General features: G+C 71.0%; 22 protein-coding genes. 9 read left to right on the plus strand and 13 right to left on the minus strand.

Translation table 11 applies throughout. The features are described 5' to 3' along the window. Positions 1-6: 6 nt before the first annotated feature. The gene (locus ACWEPL_RS23260) at positions 7-1365 is read right to left on the minus strand and encodes a S8 family peptidase (RefSeq protein WP_363964354.1); all 1359 of its coding nucleotides are present in this window, start codon (positions 1363-1365) and stop codon (positions 7-9) included. A 183-nt stretch (positions 1366-1548) separates the two neighbouring features. Between ACWEPL_RS23260 and ACWEPL_RS23265 the strand changes: the two genes are divergently transcribed. After that, a complete protein-coding gene (locus ACWEPL_RS23265) occupies positions 1549-3585 on the plus strand; it encodes a spermine/spermidine synthase domain-containing protein (protein WP_355192399.1) in 2037 nt (678 codons plus the stop codon). A 43-nt stretch (positions 3586-3628) separates the two neighbouring features. Here the strand turns inward: ACWEPL_RS23265 and ACWEPL_RS23270 are convergent, their stop codons facing one another. Both ACWEPL_RS23270 and ACWEPL_RS23275 read right to left on the minus strand, forming a co-directional pair. Beyond that, positions 3629-5038 carry an LCP family protein gene (locus ACWEPL_RS23270; protein ID WP_363964357.1) on the minus strand — a complete coding sequence of 470 codons (1410 nt, stop codon included), beginning with the start codon at positions 5036-5038 and terminating at the stop codon, positions 3629-3631. Between the two features lie 311 nt (positions 5039-5349). Continuing rightward, positions 5350-6366 (minus strand): neutral zinc metallopeptidase, encoded by a 1017-nt coding sequence (locus ACWEPL_RS23275; protein ID WP_452437432.1) that lies wholly within the window; start codon positions 6364-6366, stop codon positions 5350-5352. 586 nt (positions 6367-6952) lie between these two features. Here ACWEPL_RS23275 and ACWEPL_RS23280 point away from each other — a divergent pair. Continuing rightward, a complete protein-coding gene (locus ACWEPL_RS23280; protein ID WP_363964361.1) occupies positions 6953-7822 on the plus strand; it encodes a LysR family transcriptional regulator in 870 nt (289 codons plus the stop codon). Between the two features lie 34 nt (positions 7823-7856). On the opposite strand, the gene ACWEPL_RS23285 is transcribed toward ACWEPL_RS23280, so the two are convergent. Next, on the minus strand, positions 7857-9203 hold the full coding sequence (locus ACWEPL_RS23285) for a sensor histidine kinase (RefSeq protein ID WP_350740773.1): 1347 nt from the start codon (positions 9201-9203) through the stop codon (positions 7857-7859). Beyond that, on the minus strand, positions 9196-9870 hold the full coding sequence (locus ACWEPL_RS23290) for a response regulator transcription factor (protein WP_350740775.1): 675 nt from the start codon (positions 9868-9870) through the stop codon (positions 9196-9198). The genes ACWEPL_RS23285 and ACWEPL_RS23290 overlap by 8 nt, the downstream gene beginning before the upstream one ends. A gap of 127 nt (positions 9871-9997) precedes the next feature. Here ACWEPL_RS23290 and ACWEPL_RS23295 point away from each other — a divergent pair, with 127 nt between their 5' ends. Genes ACWEPL_RS23295 through ACWEPL_RS23305 form a run of 3 tightly spaced genes read left to right on the plus strand, consistent with a single transcriptional unit; the run spans position 9998 to position 13171 of the window. Then, entirely contained in the window at positions 9998-11158 is a 1161-nt protein-coding gene (locus ACWEPL_RS23295) for a LolA family protein (protein WP_452437433.1), read from the plus strand. After that, positions 11155-12141 carry an ABC transporter ATP-binding protein gene (locus ACWEPL_RS23300; RefSeq protein WP_363964367.1) on the plus strand — a complete coding sequence of 329 codons (987 nt, stop codon included), beginning with the start codon at positions 11155-11157 and terminating at the stop codon, positions 12139-12141. The genes ACWEPL_RS23295 and ACWEPL_RS23300 overlap by 4 nt, the downstream gene beginning before the upstream one ends. Next, complete coding sequence (locus ACWEPL_RS23305) at positions 12128-13171, plus strand: ABC transporter permease (protein WP_452437434.1); 1044 nt, start codon at positions 12128-12130, stop codon at positions 13169-13171. Before ACWEPL_RS23300 ends, ACWEPL_RS23305 begins: the two co-directional genes overlap by 14 nt. A 50-nt stretch (positions 13172-13221) precedes the next feature. On the opposite strand, the gene ACWEPL_RS23310 is transcribed toward ACWEPL_RS23305, so the two are convergent. Continuing rightward, positions 13222-13947 carry a YcnI family copper-binding membrane protein gene (locus ACWEPL_RS23310; RefSeq protein ID WP_363964371.1) on the minus strand — a complete coding sequence of 242 codons (726 nt, stop codon included), beginning with the start codon at positions 13945-13947 and terminating at the stop codon, positions 13222-13224. Between the two features lie 48 nt (positions 13948-13995). Beyond that, positions 13996-14565 (minus strand): MFS transporter, encoded by a 570-nt coding sequence (locus ACWEPL_RS23315; RefSeq protein WP_452437435.1) that lies wholly within the window; start codon positions 14563-14565, stop codon positions 13996-13998. A gap of 120 nt (positions 14566-14685) precedes the next feature. Here ACWEPL_RS23315 and ACWEPL_RS23320 point away from each other — a divergent pair, with 120 nt between their 5' ends. Beyond that, entirely contained in the window at positions 14686-15168 is a 483-nt protein-coding gene (locus tag ACWEPL_RS23320) for a hypothetical protein (protein ID WP_363964375.1), read from the plus strand. 7 nt (positions 15169-15175) lie between these two features. Here ACWEPL_RS23320 and ACWEPL_RS23325 read toward each other — a convergent pair whose 3' ends face one another. From ACWEPL_RS23325 to ACWEPL_RS23340, 4 genes are read right to left on the minus strand one after another with little or no spacing between them, the layout of a single operon-like run. After that, positions 15176-15922, minus strand: a complete 747-nt coding sequence (locus ACWEPL_RS23325) for an ABC transporter ATP-binding protein (RefSeq protein ID WP_363964377.1) — start codon at positions 15920-15922, stop codon at positions 15176-15178. Between the two features lie 2 nt (positions 15923-15924). Next, on the minus strand, positions 15925-16713 hold the full coding sequence (locus ACWEPL_RS23330; protein WP_452437436.1) for an ABC transporter permease: 789 nt from the start codon (positions 16711-16713) through the stop codon (positions 15925-15927). After that, the gene (locus ACWEPL_RS23335; protein ID WP_452437437.1) at positions 16706-17566 is read right to left on the minus strand and encodes an ABC transporter permease; all 861 of its coding nucleotides are present in this window, start codon (positions 17564-17566) and stop codon (positions 16706-16708) included. Before ACWEPL_RS23335 ends, ACWEPL_RS23330 begins: the two co-directional genes overlap by 8 nt. 50 nt (positions 17567-17616) lie before the next feature. Then, positions 17617-18012, minus strand: coding sequence for a hypothetical protein (locus tag ACWEPL_RS23340; protein ID WP_350740795.1), 396 nt, complete (start codon positions 18010-18012; stop codon positions 17617-17619). A 106-nt stretch (positions 18013-18118) separates the two neighbouring features. On the opposite strand from ACWEPL_RS23340, the gene ACWEPL_RS23345 reads away from it, so the two are divergent. The 3 genes from ACWEPL_RS23345 to ACWEPL_RS23355 all read left to right on the plus strand — a co-directional run bounded on the left by ACWEPL_RS23345 (position 18119) and on the right by ACWEPL_RS23355 (position 21743). Then, complete coding sequence (locus tag ACWEPL_RS23345; RefSeq protein WP_363964383.1) at positions 18119-19096, plus strand: alpha/beta hydrolase; 978 nt, start codon at positions 18119-18121, stop codon at positions 19094-19096. A 98-nt stretch (positions 19097-19194) separates the two neighbouring features. Further along, positions 19195-20031 carry a siderophore-interacting protein gene (locus ACWEPL_RS23350; RefSeq protein ID WP_363964385.1) on the plus strand — a complete coding sequence of 279 codons (837 nt, stop codon included), beginning with the start codon at positions 19195-19197 and terminating at the stop codon, positions 20029-20031. A 212-nt stretch (positions 20032-20243) separates the two neighbouring features. Next, complete coding sequence (locus tag ACWEPL_RS23355; protein ID WP_452437438.1) at positions 20244-21743, plus strand: protein kinase domain-containing protein; 1500 nt, start codon at positions 20244-20246, stop codon at positions 21741-21743. Here ACWEPL_RS23355 and ACWEPL_RS23360 read toward each other — a convergent pair. Together ACWEPL_RS23360 and ACWEPL_RS23365 are read right to left on the minus strand one after the other, a co-directional pair. Next, positions 21730-22926 (minus strand): TolB-like translocation protein, encoded by a 1197-nt coding sequence (locus ACWEPL_RS23360; RefSeq protein ID WP_363964389.1) that lies wholly within the window; start codon positions 22924-22926, stop codon positions 21730-21732. The genes ACWEPL_RS23355 and ACWEPL_RS23360 overlap by 14 nt on opposite strands. After that, entirely contained in the window at positions 22923-23423 is a 501-nt protein-coding gene (locus tag ACWEPL_RS23365) for a SigE family RNA polymerase sigma factor (RefSeq protein ID WP_363964391.1), read from the minus strand. Before ACWEPL_RS23365 ends, ACWEPL_RS23360 begins: the two co-directional genes overlap by 4 nt. Between the last annotated feature and the right edge of the window lie 86 nt (positions 23424-23509).

Here is a 23509-nt window from a genome sequence, read left to right on the forward strand (position 1 = left end):
CGCCGTTCAGGCCGCGTTCCTGGCGCGCCGCCGCAGCGCGGCGATGATCCCCGCCGGGTCCACGTTCCCGTAGCCGTAGTCGTAGTCGAAGCCCACCTCGCTGCGGTCCTCGGCGGTGCGCCGCAGCAGCGCCCGCAGCTGGGTGGGCGACAGCCGGGTCGACGGCCACAGGGTGCGGACGGCGGCGACGAGCCCGGCGGCCACCGGCGTCGCCGCGGAGGTGCCCGAGTCGGGCTCGTCGTCGCCGAACGCCTTGGACCCGGAGAAGTGGGTGTAGGCGCAGAAGTCGGGCTTGCGGGCGGTCAGCCGCCCGGGGCCCTGCGAGGAGTAGCCCACCCGCTCCCCGTTGATGTCGACGCCGCCGACGGACAGGGCCTTCGGGTGGGAGTTGGCCCCGACGATGGGCCGGTTGGGGTAGACGCACCGGCCGTCGGGGCACTGGGTGCCGCAGTTGCCCGCCGCGAACAGCACGTCCGCGCCCGCCCGGTCGAGCTCGGCCACCATCAGGTTGAACGGGTGGGCGGCGTTGTCGGAGTAGTTGCCCGGATGCCCGACGGGGAAGTCCCACTCGGGGGAGAACGAGCCCCACGAGTTGCTCACCACCAGCGCCCTGGTCTCGGCGGGCTGGGCGGCGAGCACGCTGCGCAGGTGCGCGAACGCCGACACCGCGTCCGACAGCAGCCCGTCCAGCGCCGAGCCGCCGGGCCGGGTGGACAGCAGGACCGGGATGTCGATCAGCGACGCCTGGGGAGCGGCGATGAGCGTGTCGAACGCGCACATCGTCCCGTGATCGACCTCGAACTCGCCCGCCTTGCCCGACACGCCCTGCGGGCTCCAGGACCGCTCGGCGTCCAGCGTGACGCCCCTGCCGAGCTGCCTGGCGGTGTGGGCCGCGTTGATCCCGGTGTCGAGCACGGCCAGCGCCACCCCGCTGCCGTCGAGACCCTCGGCGCTCAGTCCCGGCACGTTCAGCAGCCGCTCCACGTCGTGCCAGGTGCCGACCGGCGGGTCGCCCCCGCACGTGCGCGTGGTCGCGATCACCGGGTCGGCGAAGACGCCGACCACGTCGGGCCTCAGCGCGGGCAGCAGTGTGACCCTGGAGGCCAGCTCGTCGTCCGAGATGGTGCCGCGCACCAGCACGGAGGCGTCCTCGGCGGCCAGCGAGAAGTCGAGCGGCTGGTTGAGCGAGAGGGGGTCGCCCCCGGCGATCGGGACGGGCCGCGCGACCGCCACGGGGACGTACGCGGTGTCGAGCTCGACCCCGGGCAGCCCGTCGGCCACGTCGGCCGTGGTGGCGCTCTGATCCGGGTCGGCGACGGCCGCGACCAGATCGGGGGAGGGGCGGAGCTGGATCAGGACCCGCATGTGTCACCACCGAATCTCGTGGAGGGAATGAACTCCCCAAGATTCCTCCATTCATCGCCCCGGCGTCCAGCGCCTTTCAAGGGTTTGACCTGCGCAAATACCCTAATTAGTGCGAACCGGATGACATTTCTTCCGGGGCGTCAGGCTTCCGTGTTCCCGGTCTGTTCACTACGGTGTCGAATCATGACGCTCCAGGCGCAGATGCCGGTCGACGACGGAGAAAAAGCTCACTGGCTGGCGGTGCGGCCGAGGCTCGTCCTCGCCAGCGCCTTCATGCTGTTCCTCGAGCTGGCGCTGATCCGGTGGACCGGGTCCAACATCGTCCACCTCAGCTATTTCACCAACTTCGTGCTGCTCGGCTCGTTCCTGGGCATCGGGCTCGGCTTCCTGCGCGTGGGGCGGTCGCGGCGGCAGCCGTACTACTCGCCCGTCGTGCTGGCCGTCCTGGTCGCCGTCGTCCTGACGTTCCCCGTGACCGTCGACAGGAACACCGAGGGCGTCCTGTACTGGACGAGCCTGTCCACCAGCGGCCCGCCCGCGTGGCTGATCCTGCCGGTGATCTTCGCCGCCGCCGCGCTGGTGCTCATGGGCCCCGCCGAGCTCGTCGGGCGCTGTTTCCCCGAGCTGCCGCGCCTGGAGGCCTACCGCTACGACCTGATCGGCAGCCTCAGCGGGATCGCCGCGTTCACGGCGCTGTCGTTCCTGAGCGCGCCGCCGGTGTTCTGGGGGCTGGTCGCGGCCATCTGCTACGGGCTGCTGCTCATGCCCCGGCCGCGCTCGCTCTACCTCGGCCTGGTGACCGTGCCCTCGCTGGCCGTGGTGGGGCTGCTGCTGATGGAGACGCTGACCGCCGGGGCCATCTGGTCGCCGTACTACAAGGTGACCGCGCGCCAGCTCACCCAGCTCGGCGTGCCCGTCACCGACATCTCCGTGAACGGCATCCCGCACCAGCAGGCCGTGCCCGCCGCCGCCCGGCTGCAGTGGGAGGCCCAGTACGGCCTGCCGTACGAGCGGACCAGCAAGCCGCCCAAGGACGTGCTCATCGTCGGCGCGGGCAGCGGCACCGACGTGGCCATCGCGCTGTCCAAGGGCGCCAACCGGGTGGACGCCGTGGAGATCGACCCCAAGCTGCGCGAGCTGGGCGGCTCGGTCCACCCCGACAAGCCGTACGACGACCCGCGCGTCACCACCCACATCACCGACGGGCGGGCCTTCCTCGAGCGCACGGGCGACAAGTACGACCTGATCCTCTTCGCCCTGCCCGACTCGCTCACCCTCGTCTCCGGGGCGAGCTCGCTGCGCCTGGAGAGCTACCTGTTCACCGAGGAGGCCATGAAGGCCGCCCGCGCCCACCTCAAGCCGGGCGGCACCTTCTCGATGTACAACTACTACCGGGAGAGCTGGCTGGTCGACCGCCTCGCCTCCACCATGCAGAGCGCCTTCGGCCACAAGCCGTGCGTCGACGTCGTCAGCACCGCCGGCCAGCAGGCCGTCATCACGGCGGGCGTGACGGCCGACGCGCAGCGCTGCGCGTCGGAGTGGCCCGGCGCCGCCCCCGGCACCCCGCAGCCCGCCAACGACGACCGGCCGTTCCTCTACCTCAAGGACGCCACGATCCCGCCGATCTACATCATCACGCTCGGCCTGATCCTCATCGTCAGCCTCTTCGCCGTCCGCGTCGTCGCCGGGCCCTACGAGCGGATGCGGCCGTACGCGGACCTGTTCCTGCTCGGCGTGGCGTTCATGCTGCTGGAGACGAAGAGCGTGACCGGGTTCGCGCTGCTGTTCGGCACCACGTGGGTGGTCAACGCGATCGTCTTCGCCGGCGTCCTGGTCGCGGTCCTCGCCGCCGTCGAGGTCACCCGCCACTTCCGCACCCCGCCGCTGCCCGTCATGTACGGCGTGCTGCTCGCGGGCCTGCTGCTGTCCTGGCTGGTGCCGAACTCGTGGCTGCTGTCCCTGCCGGTGCCCCTGCGCGCGGTGGCGGCCGTGGTGGTGGCGTTCCTGCCGATCTTCGCCGCGAACGTCGTCTTCGCCAAGCGCTTCGCCGAGACGGCCGACGCGACCACTTCCTTCGGCGCGAACCTGCTGGGGGCCATGGTGGGTGGCTGCCTGGAGTACGCGGCGCTGGTGATCGGGTACAAGGGGCTGCTGATCGTGGCGGCGGTGCTCTACATCGGGGCGATGGTGCTGCTGCCCCGGAAGTCGGTCACCGCCTGACGGCCGGGGCGGCGGGGGGATTCCCCGCCGCCGGTGCCGTGGGTTACAGGCCGCAGAGCTCGTCGAGGGACTTGGCGCCCTTCTGGGTGTTCCTGGTCGGCGTCTGCGTGGGCGCCGCCGCCTGGCGCGTACGGGTCGGCGTGGCCGAGGACGTGACGCTCGGGGACGCGCTCACGTTGGCCGTCTGGGCCTGGCGGGCGGGCCGGCCGGAGTCGGCGATCGCCTTCCTGGAGGCCACGCGGATCTTCGCCCAGTCGGGCCGGCCCGAGTAGAACTCCGGCGGCACGAACTGCAGGCTCGTGATCCGGGCGTCCTTGACCTTGACGGCCAGCTCCACCAGCGGCTGCACCAGGTGCTGCGGGATGTTGGTCTGGGCCAGCCGCTTGGCCGCGCCGGCGATCCTGGTGAAGTTGGTGAGGATCACGGTGGGGGTGGCCTGCTGGGCGAAGGCGCCGATGACGCAGCGCTGGCGGGCCATGCGGGAGAAGTCGTCGCTGTTGACCCGGGAGCGGCCGTACCAGAGGGCCTGCTCGCCCGACAGCTTCCGGTAGCCCGCCTTGATGGTGCCCGCCGTGCCGAAGTGGCCGCCCCACTTGACGTCCTGCTCGACCCGGATCTTGAGGCCGCCGATGGCGTCGACGAGGTCCGCGAAGCCGTACATGTTCATCAGCATGTAGTAGTCGATCTTGAGGTTCAGCGTGTAGCCGATGGCGTCCATCAGCGCCCGGGGGCCCTTGTTCTTGCCGCCCATGAGCTGCGGGTTGTCGTTGGCGTACTGCCAGACCTCGTTGAGCAGGCCGCCGTTGGGGAGCTCGGCCATGTAGCCGTTCGGGAACTGCTTGTGCAGCGGCGAGGTCGGCGGGAATCGCACGTGCTGCAGGTTGCGCGGCAGGCTGAACAGGACGGTGTTGCCCGTCTTGAGGTCGATGCTGGCCACGTTCATGCTGTCGGTGCGCACGCCGGTGCGGTTGCCGGCCGCGTCGCCGCCGATCAGCAGGAAGTTCACGCGATCCTTGCCGCCCCACGGGTCCTCGCCTTCCTTGACCGGGGCGGGGGCCTCGGGGTCGGGTGCCGAGGGGAAGATCTGCTTGATCGCTTCCCGCGCGGTCAGCACGTAGTTGGCGGTCAGGGCGAACGGCGACATCACCGCCACGCACAGCACCCCGACGACGATGCCGGTCAGCACCTGGCCCTGCTGGTTGAGGCGGTTGGGCCCGAGCGCGACGTACGAGGTCACCAGCACCGCGAACCACATCAGCGCGAGGACCGAGGCCACGACGACCACGGTCATCATCATCCCGTCGCCGGCGAACGCGGTGAGGTTCTGCATGTTCCGGGTCAGCCCGAAGGCCAGGGCCGCAAGGAGCAGCACCGCGTACACGCTGAGGAGGATCAGCCCGGTACGGCGGCGCCCGGCGCGCAGATGTGCGGCGCCGGGCGCGATGGCGGACAAAGCGGTCCACCCGAGTACTGATCCGGTCGTCAGGGGCTTGGCGAAGCGAGGGGAGGAGGAGCCAGGGCGCGGACGGCGAACGGGCCGCCGTTTCTTGTTGCCCCCTGGCACGGTTTCTGCCCCATCGCGATTGCTCACACCCGGCTCCTTACACGCCTACCAGGCAAAACTGTCGTTGCCCCCCGTTGGGCACAAGATTGCCAGGATTCTAGTCCCCATATCTGGACATCAGAGACATGTGCCCAAGCTGAGATGAACACTACGTGCACGATGGGCCGCGTTTATGGGGTTTTGGGTAGGTCGTAATTTTTTCAGGAGACGGTCGAGGACGGCGCCATCCAGGTGTTGCACTGGTACGTCTTGTCCCGCTCCCAGCCCTGCCGGAACCACCGGTTGTTGTTGGCGGGCGTGCCGTGGTCGCGCGGCCACCCCGGATAGTCGCCCACCTGGGCGTAGAACGAGAACAGGCGGCTGCGCAGGGACGTGCTCACCGGGTACGTCGCCGCCACCGACCGCATCCACATGGCGCCGAAGCAGGTCGCCTGCAGCTCGAGCCGCCTGCTGAGCGCCAGCTTGCCGCTCTGGCCGGAGGAGTCGAGGGTGGCGCTCCACCAGGAGTCCATCAGGCCGGTGATGTTCTGGATGTGGTGGCCGTACTCGTGGGCCATCATGCTGATGATGCCGCCGTGCCACTGGATGATCTGGCCGTACCCGCGGGCGTTGCCGTTGCCCCGGGACATGGCCGAGGTGGAGGCGTAGATCGTGTTGTTGCGCGGGCAGTAGTACGGCACCATGCTCCCGGCCGACGGATAGTCGCCGCACGCGCCCCGGCCCCGCTTGGCGGCGATGGCGTAGTTGGGCGCGCTGAACTGGATGCCCTGCTTCTCCAGGATCGGCCCCCAGGCCCGGTCCATGCACTTGCCGGTCTTCAGGATCAGCGCCTTGAGCTGACTGTGGTTGAAGATGTCGGCGCTCCCGCCGGAGCAGCTCAGCCTGGGCAGCGAGCCCGCCCGGTACATGGTGTTGCTCTTCAGGCTCGTGTTCAGCGTCACCTTGGGAGGCTGCGTCGGGGTCGTCTCCGGCTCCTGGGTCTCCTCCTGGGTGGGCTGCTGCGTCGGCGAGTCGGACTCCGTCGGGGTCGGCTGCCGCGTGCGGGTCGGGAACGGGTCGCTGGTGGCGCGCTCCGAAGGCTCGTACGTCGGGATCGCGACCGGTGTCGTCGTCTCCGACCTCGACGCGCTCTTGAACAGCGCCGACGCGATGACGATCAGCACGAACAGCGCGGCGATCCCCCCGAGCACGCCGCCGATCACGCCGAAGACGCCCATGCCGGACTTCCTGCGCTGCGGCGGCCCCCACTGCGCCGGCGGCAAAGGGGGTGGCGGCGGAGGCGGGGGCGGCGGTTGCCGGTATTGCTGCTGCTGCCCGTAGGGTGGCGGCGGTGGCGGGTACTGCGGGCCGCCCTGGGGATAGGCCTGCTGCGGGTAGGCGGGCCCCTGAGGGTGGGGCGGCGCCTGCTGGTACGGGTTCCCCTGCGGAGGCGGTCCCGGGGGCGGGGGCGGCGGTGGGGGAGGCGGCGGAGGCGTCGGGTACGGTTGCCGGCTCGGCGGCTGCGGCTGGCGGTAGTTCGGCGGCGGCCACGGCAATGAGGGAGGCCTCTGTGGCTGCCCTGGCCCCTGTGGCGGGGGTGGATAATGCCCGTTCCCTGTCACCGTGTCTCCCCGTTCGCCCGGTTGTCTGGAATCGATGGCTTTGCGCCGCGACTTGCCGGACCCTTGCCAAATTTGGGGCAAAAGCATACTCATTTCTCACCCGTCACGGATGTAGCAGTGATCGGTTACGGTCCGAAATCATTCGAGGTGATCTCGGTTATCTCCCGGTCCGCGCGGCGGGCGTTGCCCTAGCTTCTTTGGCATGAATCTCCAGCAGCTCCGCTATGTGGTCGCGACTGCGGAGCACCGCACCATGACCGACGCGGCAAGATCGCTTTACATCGCGCAGCCTGCGCTGTCCCGCGCGATCCGCGATCTGGAGCGGGAGCTCGGTATGACGCTCTTCGCTCGTTCAGGCCGTGGCGTGGTCGTCACCGCGCAGGGCCGTCGCGTGGTCAAGCTGGCGAGGGAGGCACTCGATGCCGTTCACGAGATCGAGGGCCTGGCCAACCACAGCGGCGTCACGGAAGCGGAGCTCCGCATCGCGTCCACGCCCAGCCTCGAACCCGGCCTGGCCGGGCGGCTGCTCCCGGCTTATGCGGCCGAGCATCCGGGAGTACGCGTGCACATCGTTCGCTGCGACGGCAGAGACGGCGTCGTCAGCGCCATCAGAGATCAGCGGGCCGACCTCGGGCTCACCGATCTCCCGGTCCCCACGGACCTGATCACCCATCCGCTCGAGCGCCAGGAGATCGTGCTGATCTCCCCGCCCGGGCTCGACCTGCCCAACCCGGTGCCGATGGGCAAGCTGCACGGCATGCGCCTGGCGCTGCCGGCCCGCGGCAGCATGCGGCGCAGGGAACTGGACGCGATGTTCGGCAAGTACTCGGTGAGCCCCGTGGTCGTGCTCGAAACCGACGAGCGCAACGGCTGGCTCAACGCGGTACGCGCGGGCCAGGCGTCGTTGCTCTGGTACCGCGGCCTGGCGGAACAGGCCAGTCGCGCGGGCCTGATCGTGCGCTCGCTCGAACCCGCCGTGCGGCGCGTCATCGCCGTCGTGCACGCCCGCCGCCGCCTGCCGCTGATCGCCCAGGACTTCCTGTCCACGGCGGAAAAGGGGACAGCGGCCTGACCCGATTAGGAACGATCCAGAGTTAACCAACCCCCTAGCGAGAGACCGGCAACCGCACCACGGCCCGCAGTCCAGGCGCGGCGTCCTCCAGGACGACCGTGCCGCCGTGCGCACGCACGGTCTCGCGTACGATCGCCAGCCCCAGCCCGGCGCCGCCCTCATCACGGCTGCGCCCGGAGTCCAGCCTGGTGAACCGGTTGAAGACGCGCTCGCGATCCTGCTCAGGGATGCCGGGCCCGTCGTCGGTCACCGTCAGCACTCCGTCCGCGGTCAAGGCCACCTCGACCTTGGAAGAGGTGTGGCGTACCGCGTTGTCCATCAGGTTCGTCAGCACCCGGCTCAGGTCGAGGGCGTCTCCGCGCACCACGACCGGGTCGCACACCGTCAGGCGCGCCTCGGCGTACCTGTCGACGGTCTGGCGGACCACCTCGTCCAGCTCGACGGGTTCCCGCCTGGCGGGCACGCCGCCGCGCTCGTCCAGCCTGGCCAGCGCCAGCAGGTCCTCGGCCAGCCTGGACAGCCGCATCGTGTCCTCCAGGACGCCCTCGGCGGTCTCCCGCCAGTCCTGACCCTCCGGATGTCCCAGCGCGACCTCGAGCTGCAGCCTGATGCTGGCCAGCGGGCTGCGCAGCTCGTGCGCCGCGTCGGAGACCAGCGCCCGCTGGCGCTGCTCGGCCTCCTCCAGCCTGGCCAGCATGCCGTTGAGCGTGGTGGCCAGCGAGTACACCTCGTCACGCGACTGCGGCACCGGCAGCCGGCGCGACCTGGCCGTGTGCGTGATGTCCGCCGCGCCCCTGCGCAGGGCCGCGATCGGGCGCAGCGTACGGCCGATCATGAGCCAGCTCGCCACCGCGAGCAGCACGATCAGCGCGGGCGTGCCCACCAGCAGCACCCGTCCGGCCGTGACCAGGCTGGTCTGGATCTCGCTGATGGGCCGGGCCGCGATGACGGTCTGCCCGCGGTCCGCGCTGAGCACGATCACCCGCAGGAACCCGGGGACCGCGTACGGCCGCCCGTCCAGGAGCGTGGCCTGCCCCCGCTTGAGCACCTTGTCCCGGGCCTTGGCGTCCAGCAGCGGGACCAGCCGGTCGGTGCCGTACGTCACGTGCGTGATGCGCCCGCCGGCGTCGATGACCTGCACGATCGTGCCGTCGTGCGTGGTGATCGGGCTGGTCAGCGTCCCGGCGTCGGCCGCCACGCGCACGGCCTGCGCCGTCTGCCTGGTGGACTCGTCCACCGTGTCCATCAGCGCCCGCTCGAGCACGCTGACCAGCACCGACGCCGACACGGCCAGCGCCAGCGCGAGCACCGCGGCGGCCGCCACCGTGAGCCTGAACCGCAGCCCCTGCCGCCGCCACCAGACGAGCGGGGAGTCAGCCACCGTCGCCCGCCAGCCGGTAGCCCGCGCCGCGCACGGTCTGGAGCGCGTTCCTGCCGAACGGGGCGTCGATCTTGCGCCGCAGGTAGCCGACGTACACCTCGACCACGTTCGGGTCGGTGTCGAAGGTGTCCCAGACGTGCTCCAGGATCTCCGCCTTCGACACGACCTCGTCCCGCCGCCGGATCAGGTACTCCAGCAGCGCGAACTCCCTCGGCGTCAGCTCGATCGAGCTCCCGTCCCGCTCGACCCTGCGCCGGGCCGGGTCGAGCGACAGGTCGCCTGCCACCAGCACCGACGGCCGCCGCCCCGCGTCGCGCCGCAGCAGCGCCCGCAGCCTGGCCACCAGCACCACGTACGAGAACGGCTTGGTCAGGTAGTCGTCGGCGCCCAGGTCGAGCCCGTCGGCCATGTCGTATTCGCCGTCCTTGGCCGACAGCATGAGGATCGGCACCCAGTTCTCCTCCGCGCGCAGCTGCTTGCACACGTTGTAGCCCGAGAGCCTGGGCAGCATGATGTCGAGCACCACGATGTCGTAGTCACCCTGCCTGGCCGCGTGCAGGCCCTCCTCGCCGTCGTGGGCGAGGTCCACGGCGAACCCCTCAGCCTGGAGCCCCCGCTGGAGCGCGGCGGCCATCCGCCGCTCGTCCTCGACGACAAGTACTCTCATGTGGCAATTCTCCTGTTCCCGGCCTGAGACAACGCTGAGAAGGCTGAGAGCCGTCTCAGACAGTCTCAGGTCCGCCTAAGGATGCATCACGCAGGCTCTGAACATCGACATACCGTTAAGGAGTGAGATGCGCAGAGGCACGTTCGTGAGGTGGGGAGTCCCGATCGCGGCGGCGGCCGTGATCGGAGCCGCGATCGGCGCCGGCCCCGTCATAGCCGCGGTGAGCGGCGACCCCGTGCTGCCGGAGCGGTCGGCACAGCAGCTGCTGGCCGACGCCGTGGCGGCGACCGGCAAGGAAGGCGGCATCGCGCCGATGTCCGGCACGGTGCAGCAGACGGCCTCGCTCGGCCTGCCGGCGCTGCCGCAGACCGGCGAGGCGTCGCCGCTGAGCCTGCTGTCCGGTTCGCACGAGGTGAAGGTCTGGTACGGCGGCGACGACAAGGTCCGGGTGGCCCTGCCGACCCAGCTGAACGAGACCAACCTGATCGTGAACGGCGACACGGGCTGGTACTGGGAGAGCGCCACCAACACGGCCACCAAGCTGACCATCAAGGCGGAGACCGGGCAGGACAAGCGCGCTCTGCCCACGCCGCGGCCGACCGACGTGACGCCGCAGCAGGTGGCCGAGCACCTGCTGGCCAACGTCGACCAGCACACGGCGGTCCGCGTGATCAACACCGCCCAGGTGGCGGGCCGGCCGGTCTACCAGCTCGTGCTGGCGCCCAAGGACGCGGGCTCGCTGGTCCAGGAGATCCGCATCGCGCTCGACGGCGAGACGTACGTCCCGCTGCAGGTGCAGGTCTACGCCAAGGGGTCGGCCGAGCCGGCGTTCCAGGTCGGGTTCACGCAGGTGACGTTCACGCCGCCGGCGGCCGAGAACTTCACCTTCACCCCGCCCGCGGGCGCCAAGGTGGAGGAGAAGACCCTCGGGGCCGGCATGGACCAGGACGTGGCGGCGGATCGCGCCGAGCACGCCAAGGACGTCGCGGAGCGGGCGAAGGTCGTGGGGCAGGGCTGGACGACCGTGGCGGTCGTGCCGTTCTCGCTGTCGGACCTGAAGACCGCGACGCCGTCGGACGGTCGCGAAGGCCGCGGCCCTGGCGCGGGTGCCGACCCGAGCGCGCTGATCGACAGCGTGCTGAAGTCCGCCACCCCGGTGAGCGGCACGTGGGGCTCCGGCAAGCTGATCAAGACCAAGCTCGTCACCGCCCTGCTGACCGACGACGGCCGCCTCCTGGTCGGCGCGGTCACCCCGGAGGAGATCACCAAGGCGGCGGGCACCAAGTGACCACCGTCACGCAGGAAGCAGGGGCGCCCTCCGGGGCGGCCCTGCCCCCGGGGGTGAGCGCGGGGGAGTTCGCGATCGTCACGGAGGGCCTGACCAAGCGCTTCCGCGGCGGCCAGGTCGCCGTGGACACGCTGGACCTGGCCGTGCCGCGCGGCTCGGTGTTCGGCTTCCTGGGGCCGAACGGCTCGGGCAAGACCACCACGATCCGCATGCTGCTCGGCCTGGTCGCGCCGACGTCGGGCGGGTACTCCGTGCTCGGCCTGCCCCAGGCCCAGGCCCTGCCCAAGGTGGGGGCGCTGGTCGAGGGGCCGGCCTTCTACCCGTACCTGTCGGGCGCGGCCAATCTGATGCGCTTCGACTCCGCCGACCCGACCGCGCCCCGCGCGAGCGCGAAGCGGCGCATCGCCGAGGCGCTCGACCGCGTGGGCCTGTCGGCCGCGGCCGCCAAACGCTTCCGCAACTACTCGCTCGGCATGCGCCAGCGCCTGGCCATCGCCGCTGCCCTGCTGGGGCCGCGCGAGCTGCTCATCCTGGACGAGCCCACCAACGGGCTCGACCCGCAGGGCACGCGCGAGGTCCGCGCGCTGGTCAAGGAGATCGCAGCCGACGGCACCACGGTCTTCGTCTCCTCCCACCTGCTGGCGGAGGTGGAGCAGATGTGCACGCACGCCGCGATCATGCGTACCGGCAAGCTCGTGGCGCAGGGCACGATCGCCTCGCTGAACGGCGGGCTCGTGACGCGCGTCCGGGTGGAGACACCGGACGTGGCGGACGCCGCGCGGGTGCTCGGCACGCTCGGCCTCGCCGACGTGCTGACCTCGGGCGGCGAGGTCACGGCGGAGCTCGGCGGCCACGCGCCGGAGCGCGTCAACGCCGCGCTGGTGGGGGAAGGCGTGGCCGTTCGCGGGCTGGCCGTGGTGCGGCCGAGCCTGGAGGACGTGTTCGTGGGACTGACAGGGGAGGGCTTCGATGTCGACGGCTAAGTCGACGGCTGAGACGGCGACCGCTGAGACGGCGACCGCTGAGACGGCGACCGCTGAGACGGCGGGGACCCGGGGGTCCGCCGTCGGGACCACGGGGGCAGAGGCCCAGGAGGAGCGCCGCACGCCCGGGCTGGTGCCCGTCGCGGAGTCCATGCGCACCACCGAACGCCGCCCGCCGGAGCCGTCCGCTTCCGCACCCGCCCCTGCGGCGGGGAGGGCGTGGGCGTTCTGGCGGCTGCTCGGCTCCGAGCTGGGCCTGACGTTCCGCAGGCCGCGCAACCTGACGATGCTGGCCGTGCTCGGCGTCGTGCCGATCGTCATCGGCGTGGCGCTGCGGCTCGTGGCCTCCGAGGAGGGGATGGGCGGACTCGTCCAGGACGTCGTGGGCAACAGCCTGATGCTGACGTTCGTGTCGTTCTCGTTCCTGGTGCTGCTGCTGATGCCGGTCGCCGTCAGCGTCGTGGCCGGCGACTCGATCGCGGGCGAGGCCGGCGCGGGGACCCTGCGCTACCTGCTGGCCGCCCCTGCGGGGCGCACCCGGCTGCTGCTGGTCAAATACCTCAACGCGGTCGTCTTCGCGTACGCGGTCACCGCGGTGGTGGCCCTGACGGCGCTGGTGACGGGCCTGATCCTCTTCCCGGCCGGGGACGTGACACTGCTGTCCGGCAGCACGATCTCGATGGCCGACGGGCTGCTGCGCATCCTCATCGCCGTCGGGTACGTCGGCGCCGGGATGGCCGCCCTGGCCGCGGTCGCGGTGGCGCTGTCGACGTTCACCGAGGTGTCCATCGGGGCCATCGCGGCCACCATGGTGCTGGTCATCGTCTGCCAGGTGCTCCGGGCGATCCCCGAGCTGGGCTCGATCACGCCCTACCTGCTGCCGTCCAAGTTCACGAACTTCGACGCCGTGCTGCGCAGCCCGATCGACTTCGGGAGCCTGCGGGACGGGCTGCTGGCGTTCGGGGCGTACATCGTGCTGTTCGGCTCGATCGCCTGGGCGCGCTTCTCCGGCAAGGACATCACCTCCTGACAGCGGCAGCGCCCCGACCGCGGACGGCCGGGGCGCGGGACGCCGGAACGTCAGGCGGCGGGACGGCGGCGCAGGCCGAGCGCGCCGATCACGACGCCGATGACGCCCACCACGAGGCCGGCGCCGCCGAGCAGGCGGGCGGTGCCGTCGGAGGCCGACGCGGCCGCCACCGGCGTCACCGAGGGAGCGGCGGCGGCCGGAGCGGCCGAGGCCGGCGCCGAGGCCATGCCGTGCTCGTCGCCCCCGCTCGCGGGGACCAGCTTGAGCGTCGGGGCGGGGTGCTCCGCCTCGGTCCCGTCCGTCTTGGGCGCGTCCGACCAGTCCACGACCTCACCCTTGGAGTAGGTCTGCTTCGTCGGGAACACCAGCGAGTCCGTGTCCTTGGGCAACTGCCCCATGGACACCTCGAACTCCTGGAACTCGCCCGGGTTGATCTTGCCGCCGGACCACACGATCTTGGTCACGGCCTCTTCGAGGTCGCCGTACTCGGTCTTGACCGGCTTGGGCAGCTTGCCCTGCGTGACCTTGACGTCCCAGCCCGGCAGGGGCTTGACCGACACGAACGCCAGCGGATGGTCGACGGGGAAGGAGACCTCGATCTTGGTGGTCGAGGCGTCGTCGCGCTCGTTCGGCACCCGGAACGCGACCTTGGTGAATCCGCCCTGCTCGGCGGTGCCCGGCTGGATGGAGACGTGGGCCAGGGCCGGGATGGCGAGGCCGACGGTGAGGGCGGTGGCGGCGGCGAGCACGGTCGCCGCACGGCGTGCGAAGGACATGCGGGAACTCCACTTGGTGAACGGGGATGAACAAGGGGTGTCAGACGGTCAGGCGGGAAGTGGAGGACCACGCCTGGCCACGCTGTGCCGGAACTCCGGCTGGAGCGGGACGACCCTCGCCCGGACGATCGGCGCGGCGGGCCGCGCGAACAGCGGCACGGCGACCGCCGGGAGCAGCAGGAGACGGCGGCCGACGAGGCGCAGCAGCGACCAGAGCACGACCTCGCCGCGCGCCAGCCACAGGCCCGTGATCAGCGTGGCCGTCACGTGCGTGAGCAGCATGCCGGTGTTGACCGCCAGGCCGCCCTGGCCGTGGCCGTGCGCCGCGGCCCCCAGCTCGAACAGGCCGCGCATGGAGAAGTAGGCGGCGCCGTCGCCCGCGAACAGCTCGTGCAGCGCCAGCTGCGCCCCCACCAGCACGACGTTGATCGTCGCCGCGGAGCGCTCCTTGCCGCACAGCGCCAGCCCCAGTGCGGACACGCCCGCGAGCCCCAATCCGGCGACCCACGGAGCGGGCGCCGAACCGCCGCCCAGCACGTGCGCGAAGGCGGCGAGAGCCACGCAGACGGCGGCGAAGGCGGCCGTCCGCGCGAGTCTGAGGGGAAGGTGCGCACGCATGGGTGTGCCCCATGCTCTCACGGGGCAGTGAGTCATGAGACCCGAAGTCCGAAGCCGCACAGTGGCTGGTCCAAAACGGGCATTTAGGGCTAGGGTCGTGCCGACCGCGTTGACATTGAGGTGAGAACGTTGCGGCACTTGGGTGGTTTCCTCATCGGGCTGGTGGTGACGGCGGCCGTGCTGGCGGGCGGTGGCTGGGCCGTCCAGCAGGCCATCGGCAACGCCGCGGCCACGCCACCGGACAACCAGAAGATGTGGATCGCGCTGGGCGCGATGGCCGCCGTCGGGCTGGTCGTCGGGCTGGTGGTGGCGGGCCGGATCTCGCCCTTGGCGACGTTCGTGCCGTCGCTGGTCCTGCTGGCCTGGACGGTCGTGTACGCACTCGACGTGAACAGGGCGATCTCCCTCATTCCGAGCGCCCCGTCGGTCAACCAGATCATTCTGGACGCCGGTCTCGGCGCCAAGACCCTGCTCACGTCGGGCGTGTTCGCGCTGCTCGGCGTGGCGCTGTTCATCCCCGTCCTGATGCCGTCGCGCTGGTCGCGCCAGTACGACGACGTCGACGAGGACTACGAGGCCACGCCGGAGGGCAGCTACTACTGAGTTGTCCCTACTGGGCCGTCCCCGTGTAGAGGCGGGTCACCACGTCCTCGATGCTCGACTGGCCGGGAGACGTCGCCATCAGGTCGTCGAGCGTGCCGTCGAACGCCAGCCGCCCGTGGTCGATCACCATGACCCGGCGGCACAGGCGCTCGATGTCGCCGAGGTCGTGCGTGGTCAGCAGCACGGTCGTGCCGCGCTCGGCGTTGACCCGCTGCAGGAACTCCCTGATGCCGGCCTTGCTGACCACGTCCAGCCCGATCGTCGGCTCGTCGAGCACCAGCACGTCGGGCGCGTGCAGCAGCGCCGCCGCGAGGTCGCCCCGCATGCGCTGGCCCAGGCTGAGCTGGCGCACCGGCGTGCGCATGAACTCGCCCAGGTCGAGCGTCCCGGTCAGCTCGTCGAGCCGCGACCTGAACGTGGCCCGGTCCACCCGGTACAGGTGGCGGATCAGCTCGAAGCTGTCGACGAGCGGCAGGTCCCACCACAGCGTTGTCCGCTGCCCGAACACCACCCCGATCCGCCGCGCCAGCGACGTGCGCCGGCGCGACGGGTCGAGCCCGGCCACCCGGACCCGGCCGGACGTCGGTGTCAGGATGCCGCAGAGCATCTTGATGGTGGTGGACTTGCCGGCCCCGTTGGGCCCGAGGTAGCCGACGAACTCTCCCGGCGACACGGTGAACGACAGGTCGCTCACGGCGTGGACGACATTCCTCTTGATCTTGAACGAGCGTCCGGCCCTCTCAAGTTCGATCATCCTCAACTCCCCGTGGATCGGTAGTGCCTGATGCCCTGCCGCCAGGCCAGCCCGGCCAGCAGGGCGAGGACCAGCGCGGCGACCGGCGCGGAGAACCGCAGGAACTCCGGCGTGCCGAAGGGGTCGTCCCTGCCCAGCACGTACAGGCCGGGCTGCCAGTTGACGAAGGCCAGCGGGAGCACGTACGTCACGCCCCTGACCAGGTCGCGGCCGTAGATGCTGAGCGGGTACTGGTTGAGCTGGGCGCTGCCGTAGGTGAAGGCGTTGGACACCTCGGGGGCGTCGGTCAGCACGAACTGGATCGCGCCGCCGAGCGTCCAGATCGCCCCGAAGATGATGATCCCGCTGACCAGCATGACGGGGATCATCCAGGCGCGCCGCCAGTCGAGGTCGAGCGCGGCGACGCCGTAGCCGAGCACGACGCACGCCTGCAGGATCCGGCCCACCCTGGCGGGCACGAACCGGTCGGTGGCGAGCTGGATCCACGGGCTGACCGGCCTGATCAGGAACGTGTCGAGGGTGCCCGCCTTGATGTGCTGGCTGATCCGGTCGATGTTGCTGACGAACGTGTCGCAGATGGCGAACGACACGCCGGCGGCGCCGTACAGGAAGAGGACCTCGTCGCGGGAGAAGCCCGCGAGCGTGGCCGTGTTGGCGAAGACGATCAGGATCACGGCGACGTCCACCGCGGCGGTGAGGGCGCCGAACAGGGTCATCAGCGCGAACGACACCGGGTACGCCGCCGCGGCCCGGGTCCAGGTCCACAGCAGCAGGAAGTAGGTCCTAACCACCCTGGATCACCACCTTGCGGCGGACCGCCATGGTGGCGAGCGCGCCCAGCCCGAGCAGGATCGCCGCCCAGAGCGATTGGAAGGCGAGCGTCTCCAGGACCGGGGCCTTGCCCAGGTAGAGATCGGTCGGGAGCTGGACCATGGCCGCCCAGGGCATCACCATGACCAGGTCGCCGAACCAGCCGGGGAACAGGTGCAGCGGCACGAGCATCCCGGAGAAGAACGTCGTCAGGAGCATCGACACGACCGCGACGCCGCGGTCGTCGAGGAGCCAGCAGACCGACAGCGCCACCAGGTAGCGCCAGCCGAAGCCGACCACCACCGCGACGGCGAAGCCGGCCAGGAACGCCAGCCACTGCCCCGGCCCGGCGGGGACCGTGATGCCGAACACCACCGCGCCGACCAGCATGGGCGGGATGCCGCGGACCAGGAACAGGTACGCGGCCCTGCCCAGGTCCTCGGCCAGCGTCCAGAGCTGGAGCGAGGCGGGCCGGACCAGGTCGAGCGCGATGTCGCCGCTGCGGATGCGCTCGGGGATGCCGAGCCCGCCCCCGAACAGCTGCAACGGGCCGATGAACGCCTGGGTGATGAAGCAGAACGTGACGGCGTCGGTCACGTCGTAGCCGCCCAGCCCGGGGCGGGCCTGCCAGAGCGCGATGAGGATGTAGGCGCGAAGGATGCCGAAGACGCTGTTGGTGAAAGCGCCGGCGATCGCGCCCCAGACGTAGGTGGCGTGCTTGCGGAAGCCGTACCGGACGAGCCGGGCATATAGGGGTATGGTTTTGCACCTCCGGAGCGTGAGGACACGGTGACCAACCGTGTACGGACCCGCGCACGGGTCTGCCGATGGCAAGCATGGAATTATCCGTTGCGGGCCGTGGGCCCCGCAACGCAATTAATCGTTCAACGGTCGGCGAGACGGTAGACGAAGCGCAGGCCCGACCAGGTGTCGTCGATCGCGGCCACCTTGTTGTCCACCAGGCCCATGGACAGGCCGTAGTCGCGGACGGGGTTCTCCGAGAGGTCCGTGGGCACCTTGCTCGCGCGTTTCGGCCAGCAGACCCACAGGCCGCCGCTCTTCGCCAGCAGGGCCAGGGCGGATGGGAACGCCCCGTGAAGGGCGGCCGAGTCGGGGCAGAAGACCAGTATGACGTCGTACGGCCCGCCGGCCGGGGTCCGATGCACCTCGGCGTCGGGCTCGCCCAGGTCGAGGCCGTCGGGGGCATCGATGGCGAGGACCTGGTGCCCAGGCTTGACGCCGAGCTTGCGCGGCAGCGGTGTGCCCGAGTATCCAGCCATGGAGGACAGCGTGTCACAGCGCCGAAATATCCAGGTAAGAGATGAGATACTTACTGGCCGGTAGAAGGATCTTCATTCGGGGAAGGAGATTCATCGGAGGGCCGATATGCAGATCGACCGGGACGTGCTCCCCGACTATCCCTTGAGCTGGCAAGCGCGCGCCCTGACCAGTCTGATGTGGGGCACCCTGAAGCCGGCGTCCACAGTGCTGATGCGCCATCCGCTGGCCCTGGCCTGCGCGGCTCGGCTCGGAGAACTCGGGGGCCTGGTGACCGTGCCCCAGCCCGAACACGTGGCGATCGTGCCCGCGGAGTTCTCGGCGTGCGGTGGCGAGTGGGTGCACGGCAGGCCGGGGCTCGACGAGGGCAAGGCGGTGCTCTACTTCCACGGCGGCGGCTACTTCTCGTGCTCGCCGCGTACCCATCGGTCCATCACCTGGCGGCTGTCGGTGACGGCCCGGCGGCCCGTGCTGGCGCTCGACTACCGGCAGGGGCCCGTGCACACGCTGGCGGACTCGCTGACCGACGCGCTGGACGCGTACGACTGCCTGCTGCGGCGCGGCCACGCGCCCGGGGACGTCATCCTGGCGGGGGACTCCGCTGGGGGCCACCTCACGCTGGCCACGCTGCTGGCGCTGCGGGACCGGGGGCTGCCGATGCCCGGCGCGGCGATCTGCCTGTCGCCGTGGGCCGACCTGACCGATATCCCGCGAAACGCGAACCGCTGGCAGGACCCCATGCTCCCGGCCGGGCGGGTGCGCTGGCTGGCCCGCCGGTGGACCTCGGGCCTCGACCCGAGCGACCCGCTGGTCTCCCCGGTGCTCGGGGACTTCACGGGGCTGCCGCCGCTCATGATCGTGACCGGCTCGACCGAGGTGCTGCGGGACGAGGCCAGACGGGTGGCCGAGCGGGCGCGCCAGGCCGGGGTGCCGGTACGGTACGAAGAATGGAACCGGATGCCGCACGTCTTCCCGATCCTGGCGGACGTGCTGCCCGAGGCGCGGCTGGCCTTCCGGCACATGGCGTACTTCCTGCGAGCCGTGGCCGCCCGCCGGGCGTCCAGAGGCGACATCGCGGCGGCGTGAGTTTTCGGCACTGCCCTTTTCGAGGTTCCCGGCGTACGCTGACAGCTTGGAGAACGTGTAAGGTTAGGTATACCTAACCTGAAGTCAGGGGGCTGTGCATGACCGAGAAGCCCACGGATCACCATCGTGGCGTCGTCCTGCGGACCGAGTGGATCTCGCGGCACATGGTCCGCGTCGTGGTCGGGGGCGACGGGCTGGCCGACTTCGCCACCACCGGCCTGACGGACCACTACGTCAAGCTGGTCTTCCCCTACGAAGGCGTCGAATACCCCACCCCGTTCAGCGTGAAGACCTGCCGCGAGACGATGCCGCGCGAGCTCTGGCCGCGGCTGCGGACCTACACCGTACGCGCCTGGGACCCCGACAGCCGCGAGCTGACCCTCGACTTCGTGGTGCACGGCGACGAGGGCCTGGCCGGCCCGTGGGCCGCCCAGGCCGCTCCCGGGGACGTCGTGCTCATGCTCGGCCCCGGCGGCGGCTACGCGCCCGACCCCGAGGCCGACTGGCACCTCCTGATCGGCGACGAGAGCGCGCTGCCGGCCATCGGGGCCGCGCTGGAGGGCCTGCCGGAGGGCGCGCGGGCGCACGTACTGGTCGAGGTGGACGCGCCCGAGGACGAGCAGAAGCTCGAGACGGCCGCCGACGCCCGCGTCGCGTGGCTCTACCGGAGCGGCCGTCCCGTGGGCGAGAAGCTCGTGGCGGCGGTGCGGACGCTGGAGTTCCCCGAAGGAAACGTGCACGCGTTCGTGCACGGCGAGGCCGGCTTCGTTAAGGAGCTGCGCCGTCACCTGCGCGTCGAACGGGGCATCGGGCTGGACCGGCTGTCCATCTCCGGATACTGGCGCTCGGGGGCCGACGACGAGGCGTGGCGTGAGATGAAGCGCGACTGGAACCGTCAGGTCGAGGCCGAGGAGGAGTCCGCGATCGCCTCCTAGGCTCCCCAGGCACGCCAGGGCCGAAACACCACTTCAGACCGCTGAATCCCAGCACTTACTGACCTCAGAGGAACGAACGCCTTACCTGCAATACCCCTTATGACAGACATGCGGAAAGCCTCCGCGGATCCGGCCACAGTGTGCTTTGCCGAGTCCCGGATCAGAGAGGCGAAACCCGTATGGCGCGTGGTGCTGGCGACATGCCTCCTGGCGTGCGGCCGCTTACGGTGGGCGACCCGGTCATCATCGGCCGATACCTGCTCCTCGGCCGCCTCGGCACGGGCGGGATGGGAGTGGTGTATCTGGCCGAACACCCTCGGGGTGGCCTGGTCGCGCTCAAGACGCCGCATGCGGTGCATCTCAACGATGCCACCTTACGCGCGCGCTTCGCCGAGGAAGTGACTTTCTCGCGAAGACTGGTGCCGTTCTGCACGGCGGCGGTCCTGGAGGACGGCGCCGACAAGGACCGCCCGTACCTGGTCACCGAGTACATCCCGGGTCCGGCGCTCTCCCAGGTCGTCGCGGCCAAGGGGCCGCTCACGCCCGATCTCGCGTACGGCGCGGCGCTCGGCGTGGCCGCCGCGCTGGTGGCGGTGCACGAGGCAGGGCTGGTGCACCGGGATCTCAAGCCCGGCAACGTGCTGCTGTCCACGCGGGGGCCGCGCGTCATCGACTTCGGGATCGCCCGCGACGTCGACACGCTGGCCGCGCACACGCAGGCCGGGCAGGTCATGGGGAGCCCTGGATGGGTGGCTCCCGAGCGGCTGACGGGTGGCCCGGCGCTGCCCGCGTCGGATGTGTTCGCGTGGGGGTGCGTGGTGGCGTTCGCGGCCACGGGGCACCACCCGTTCGGGAGCGGGGAGGCGGATGTGCTGACCCGGCGCATCCTGTTCGACCCGCCGCGCGTCGCGGGCGTGCCCGCCATGCTGCGGCCCGCCGTCGAGGCGGCGCTGGCCAAGGATCCCGCCGACCGGCCCACGTCCGCCGACCTGCTCCGGGCGCTGCTGGCCGCCGGGGGCGTCGGCGAGCCGTGGGATCTGCGGCAGGCGGTGGACGGGGTGCTGGAGGAGATCTGGACGCCCGTGCCCTATCCGCCCGGCGGCGGGCGGGTACGTCTCGCCTCTTCGACCGGCGAGTCCGGGACGCCGGAGGGGGCTGTGGAGCGTTCCCGTACGCGCAGGCGCCGGGCCAAGGCCGGGGCGCATCTGTCGCACGCCAGCTTCGCCGCCCTGGCCACGGTGTCCATCGCGGCCCTCACGGTGATCGCGGCGGGCGGCGACGGCACGAGCGTCGGGGGTGGCTCGCTGCTGCCGGGCGACCCGCCGATCGTGCGCTCTTACGGCAGCGCGGACTCGACCGTCCGCCCCTCGTCCACGCCCGCCGTCACCCTCCCGCCGACGAAGTCCGCCGCCCCGCCCACCCCGGCGAGCACGCCCACGACGTCCGTCCCGCACGCCCGTACCAAGACGCCGCTGACGGTGCGCAGCCCGTCGCCCGGCCGGCAGGACACGTTCGGACCGGCCAACAGCAGCGGGCCGGGCGGCGAGGACCCCGCCGACTGCGCGAGCCCGGTGCGCAGGCGCGGCAACGCGGTCAGGAGGGACTGCCCGCAGCCGTCGCAGTCGATCAGCACGATCCCGCAGGACGGGCCCGGCGAGTCGCCGGACCCGTCCGTGTCCGTCCCGGAGACGCCGACGGCTACCGGATCTTAGACAGGTCGATCAGGTAGAGGTCGTCCTTGAGGGGGTAGCTGAGCATCCTGCCGGTCGAATCCATGGACGGCAGCCTGATGGAACTGCCCTCCCCGGGGATGCGCAGGTCGCCCGACTTGCCGGTGTCCAGGTCGTAGAGTCCCACGCCCTCCGGCCTCCCCACGCCGTAGACCGAGACGTAGAAGCGGTCCTGGACCGGCTGGTACGCGGAGTGCACGGAGCCGGGCACGTTCTTCTGCGACGAGCCGTCCCGGTGCCGGAAGAAGGTCGTGCCGTCCGCGGCCGTGCCCAGGCAGATGGTCACGCCGCAGAGACGCAGCTGTTCGCCCGGCTGGGTGACGGCCGTCCGGGTCTCGCCGGTCTCCACGTTCTGGATCCGGGAGTACGGCATGCCGCGGGGCTCGCCTCCGCTCCCCGGCGCGCCGATCCACGGCCAGGCCAGCAGATGCATCCCGGCGCCACCCTGGACCGGCTCCACCGTCCCGCCCCCGAGGGGAACGGTGAAGACCCCACCGGTGTACAGCGAGAAAACGATCTTGTCGTTGACCACGGCCAGCTTGTCGATTCCGCTGCCGTCGTCGGCCGTGTCGAGGCGCTGGTCGGCGACGATCTTCGGGGTGCCGCCGTCCAGCGGCACCGTCCAGAGGTGCGCGACGGAGTCCTTCGTCCCGCTCCACCAGGCCACCTGGCCGCCGCCCACGGCGAAGCCGTTGCCGAAGCCCACCGTGTCCTCGGAAGCCGGGACGTCGGCGATCTTGCGTGGCGTGCCGGAGCCGAGGTCGTAGGCGTAGATGGCGTTGATCGATCCGGATTCGCCTCCCTGGGCCTCCATGAGCAGCGTACGGTCGTCGACGAACGTCTGCGGTCGCCACGGCACCCCGTCGGGGGACTTCGCCGAGACCTTCCGCACCGCCTCCGGCCAGACCTTCTCCACCTGTTCGGCCGGCGCCTCGGTGTTTTGCCCGCTGGCGGGGACGGCCGTGATGGTGTCGCCGCCGCGCAGCACGGCCGTGGCCCCGGCCCCGACCAGCACGACCGCCGCGGCGGCCAGCGCGATCCGGGCGCGCTGCCTCCTGCGCCGGTGGATCCGCTCCAGACGCTGGGGCAGCAGGGCAGGCAGGCCCGGCGCCTGCTCGGCGGCGTGGCCGAGCGTCCTGCGCAGCGTCTCCTCAATCTCGGTCATCGTACGTTCTCCCTGGTCATCGGCTTACTCGGGAGGCCCGCGCGCAGTTTGTCGAGCGCGCGGGAGGCCTGGCTGCGTACCGTGCCGCGGGAGATCCCGAGCACGGTGGCGATCTCGGCGTCGTCGAGCTGCTCGTAGTAGCGCAGCACCAGCACCGCGCGCTGCTTGCGCGGCAGCCCGGCCAGCGCCTGCCACATCCTGCGCTCGTCACCGCTGGGCAGCAGGTCGTGGTGCTCGCCTTCCGGCAGGTCCCAGGCGAGCAGCTCACGCCTGCGCAACCGCCAGGTGGCGATGTGCAGCCTGGCCATGGTGGTGCGCGCGTAACTCTCCGGGTTCTCCTTCAGCCGCAGCCGGGACCAGGCGCCGCGCAGCTTCAGCAGCGCCTCCTGGACCAGGTCGGCCGCGTCGTGCGGATTGCCGGCCAGCACATAGCCGTAGCGCAGCAGCGCGTCACCGCGTTCGGCGACGAACTCCGCGAAACGGGGATCACCTTCCAACAGTCCTCGCCCTTCGTCGTTCCTTCACCTCCGAGAGGAACAAGGTGCGAAAACTGTTGCACGCCACGCCTGGGGCGACGTGCACG

This window comes from Nonomuraea sp. NPDC004186 (assembly GCF_053603495.1).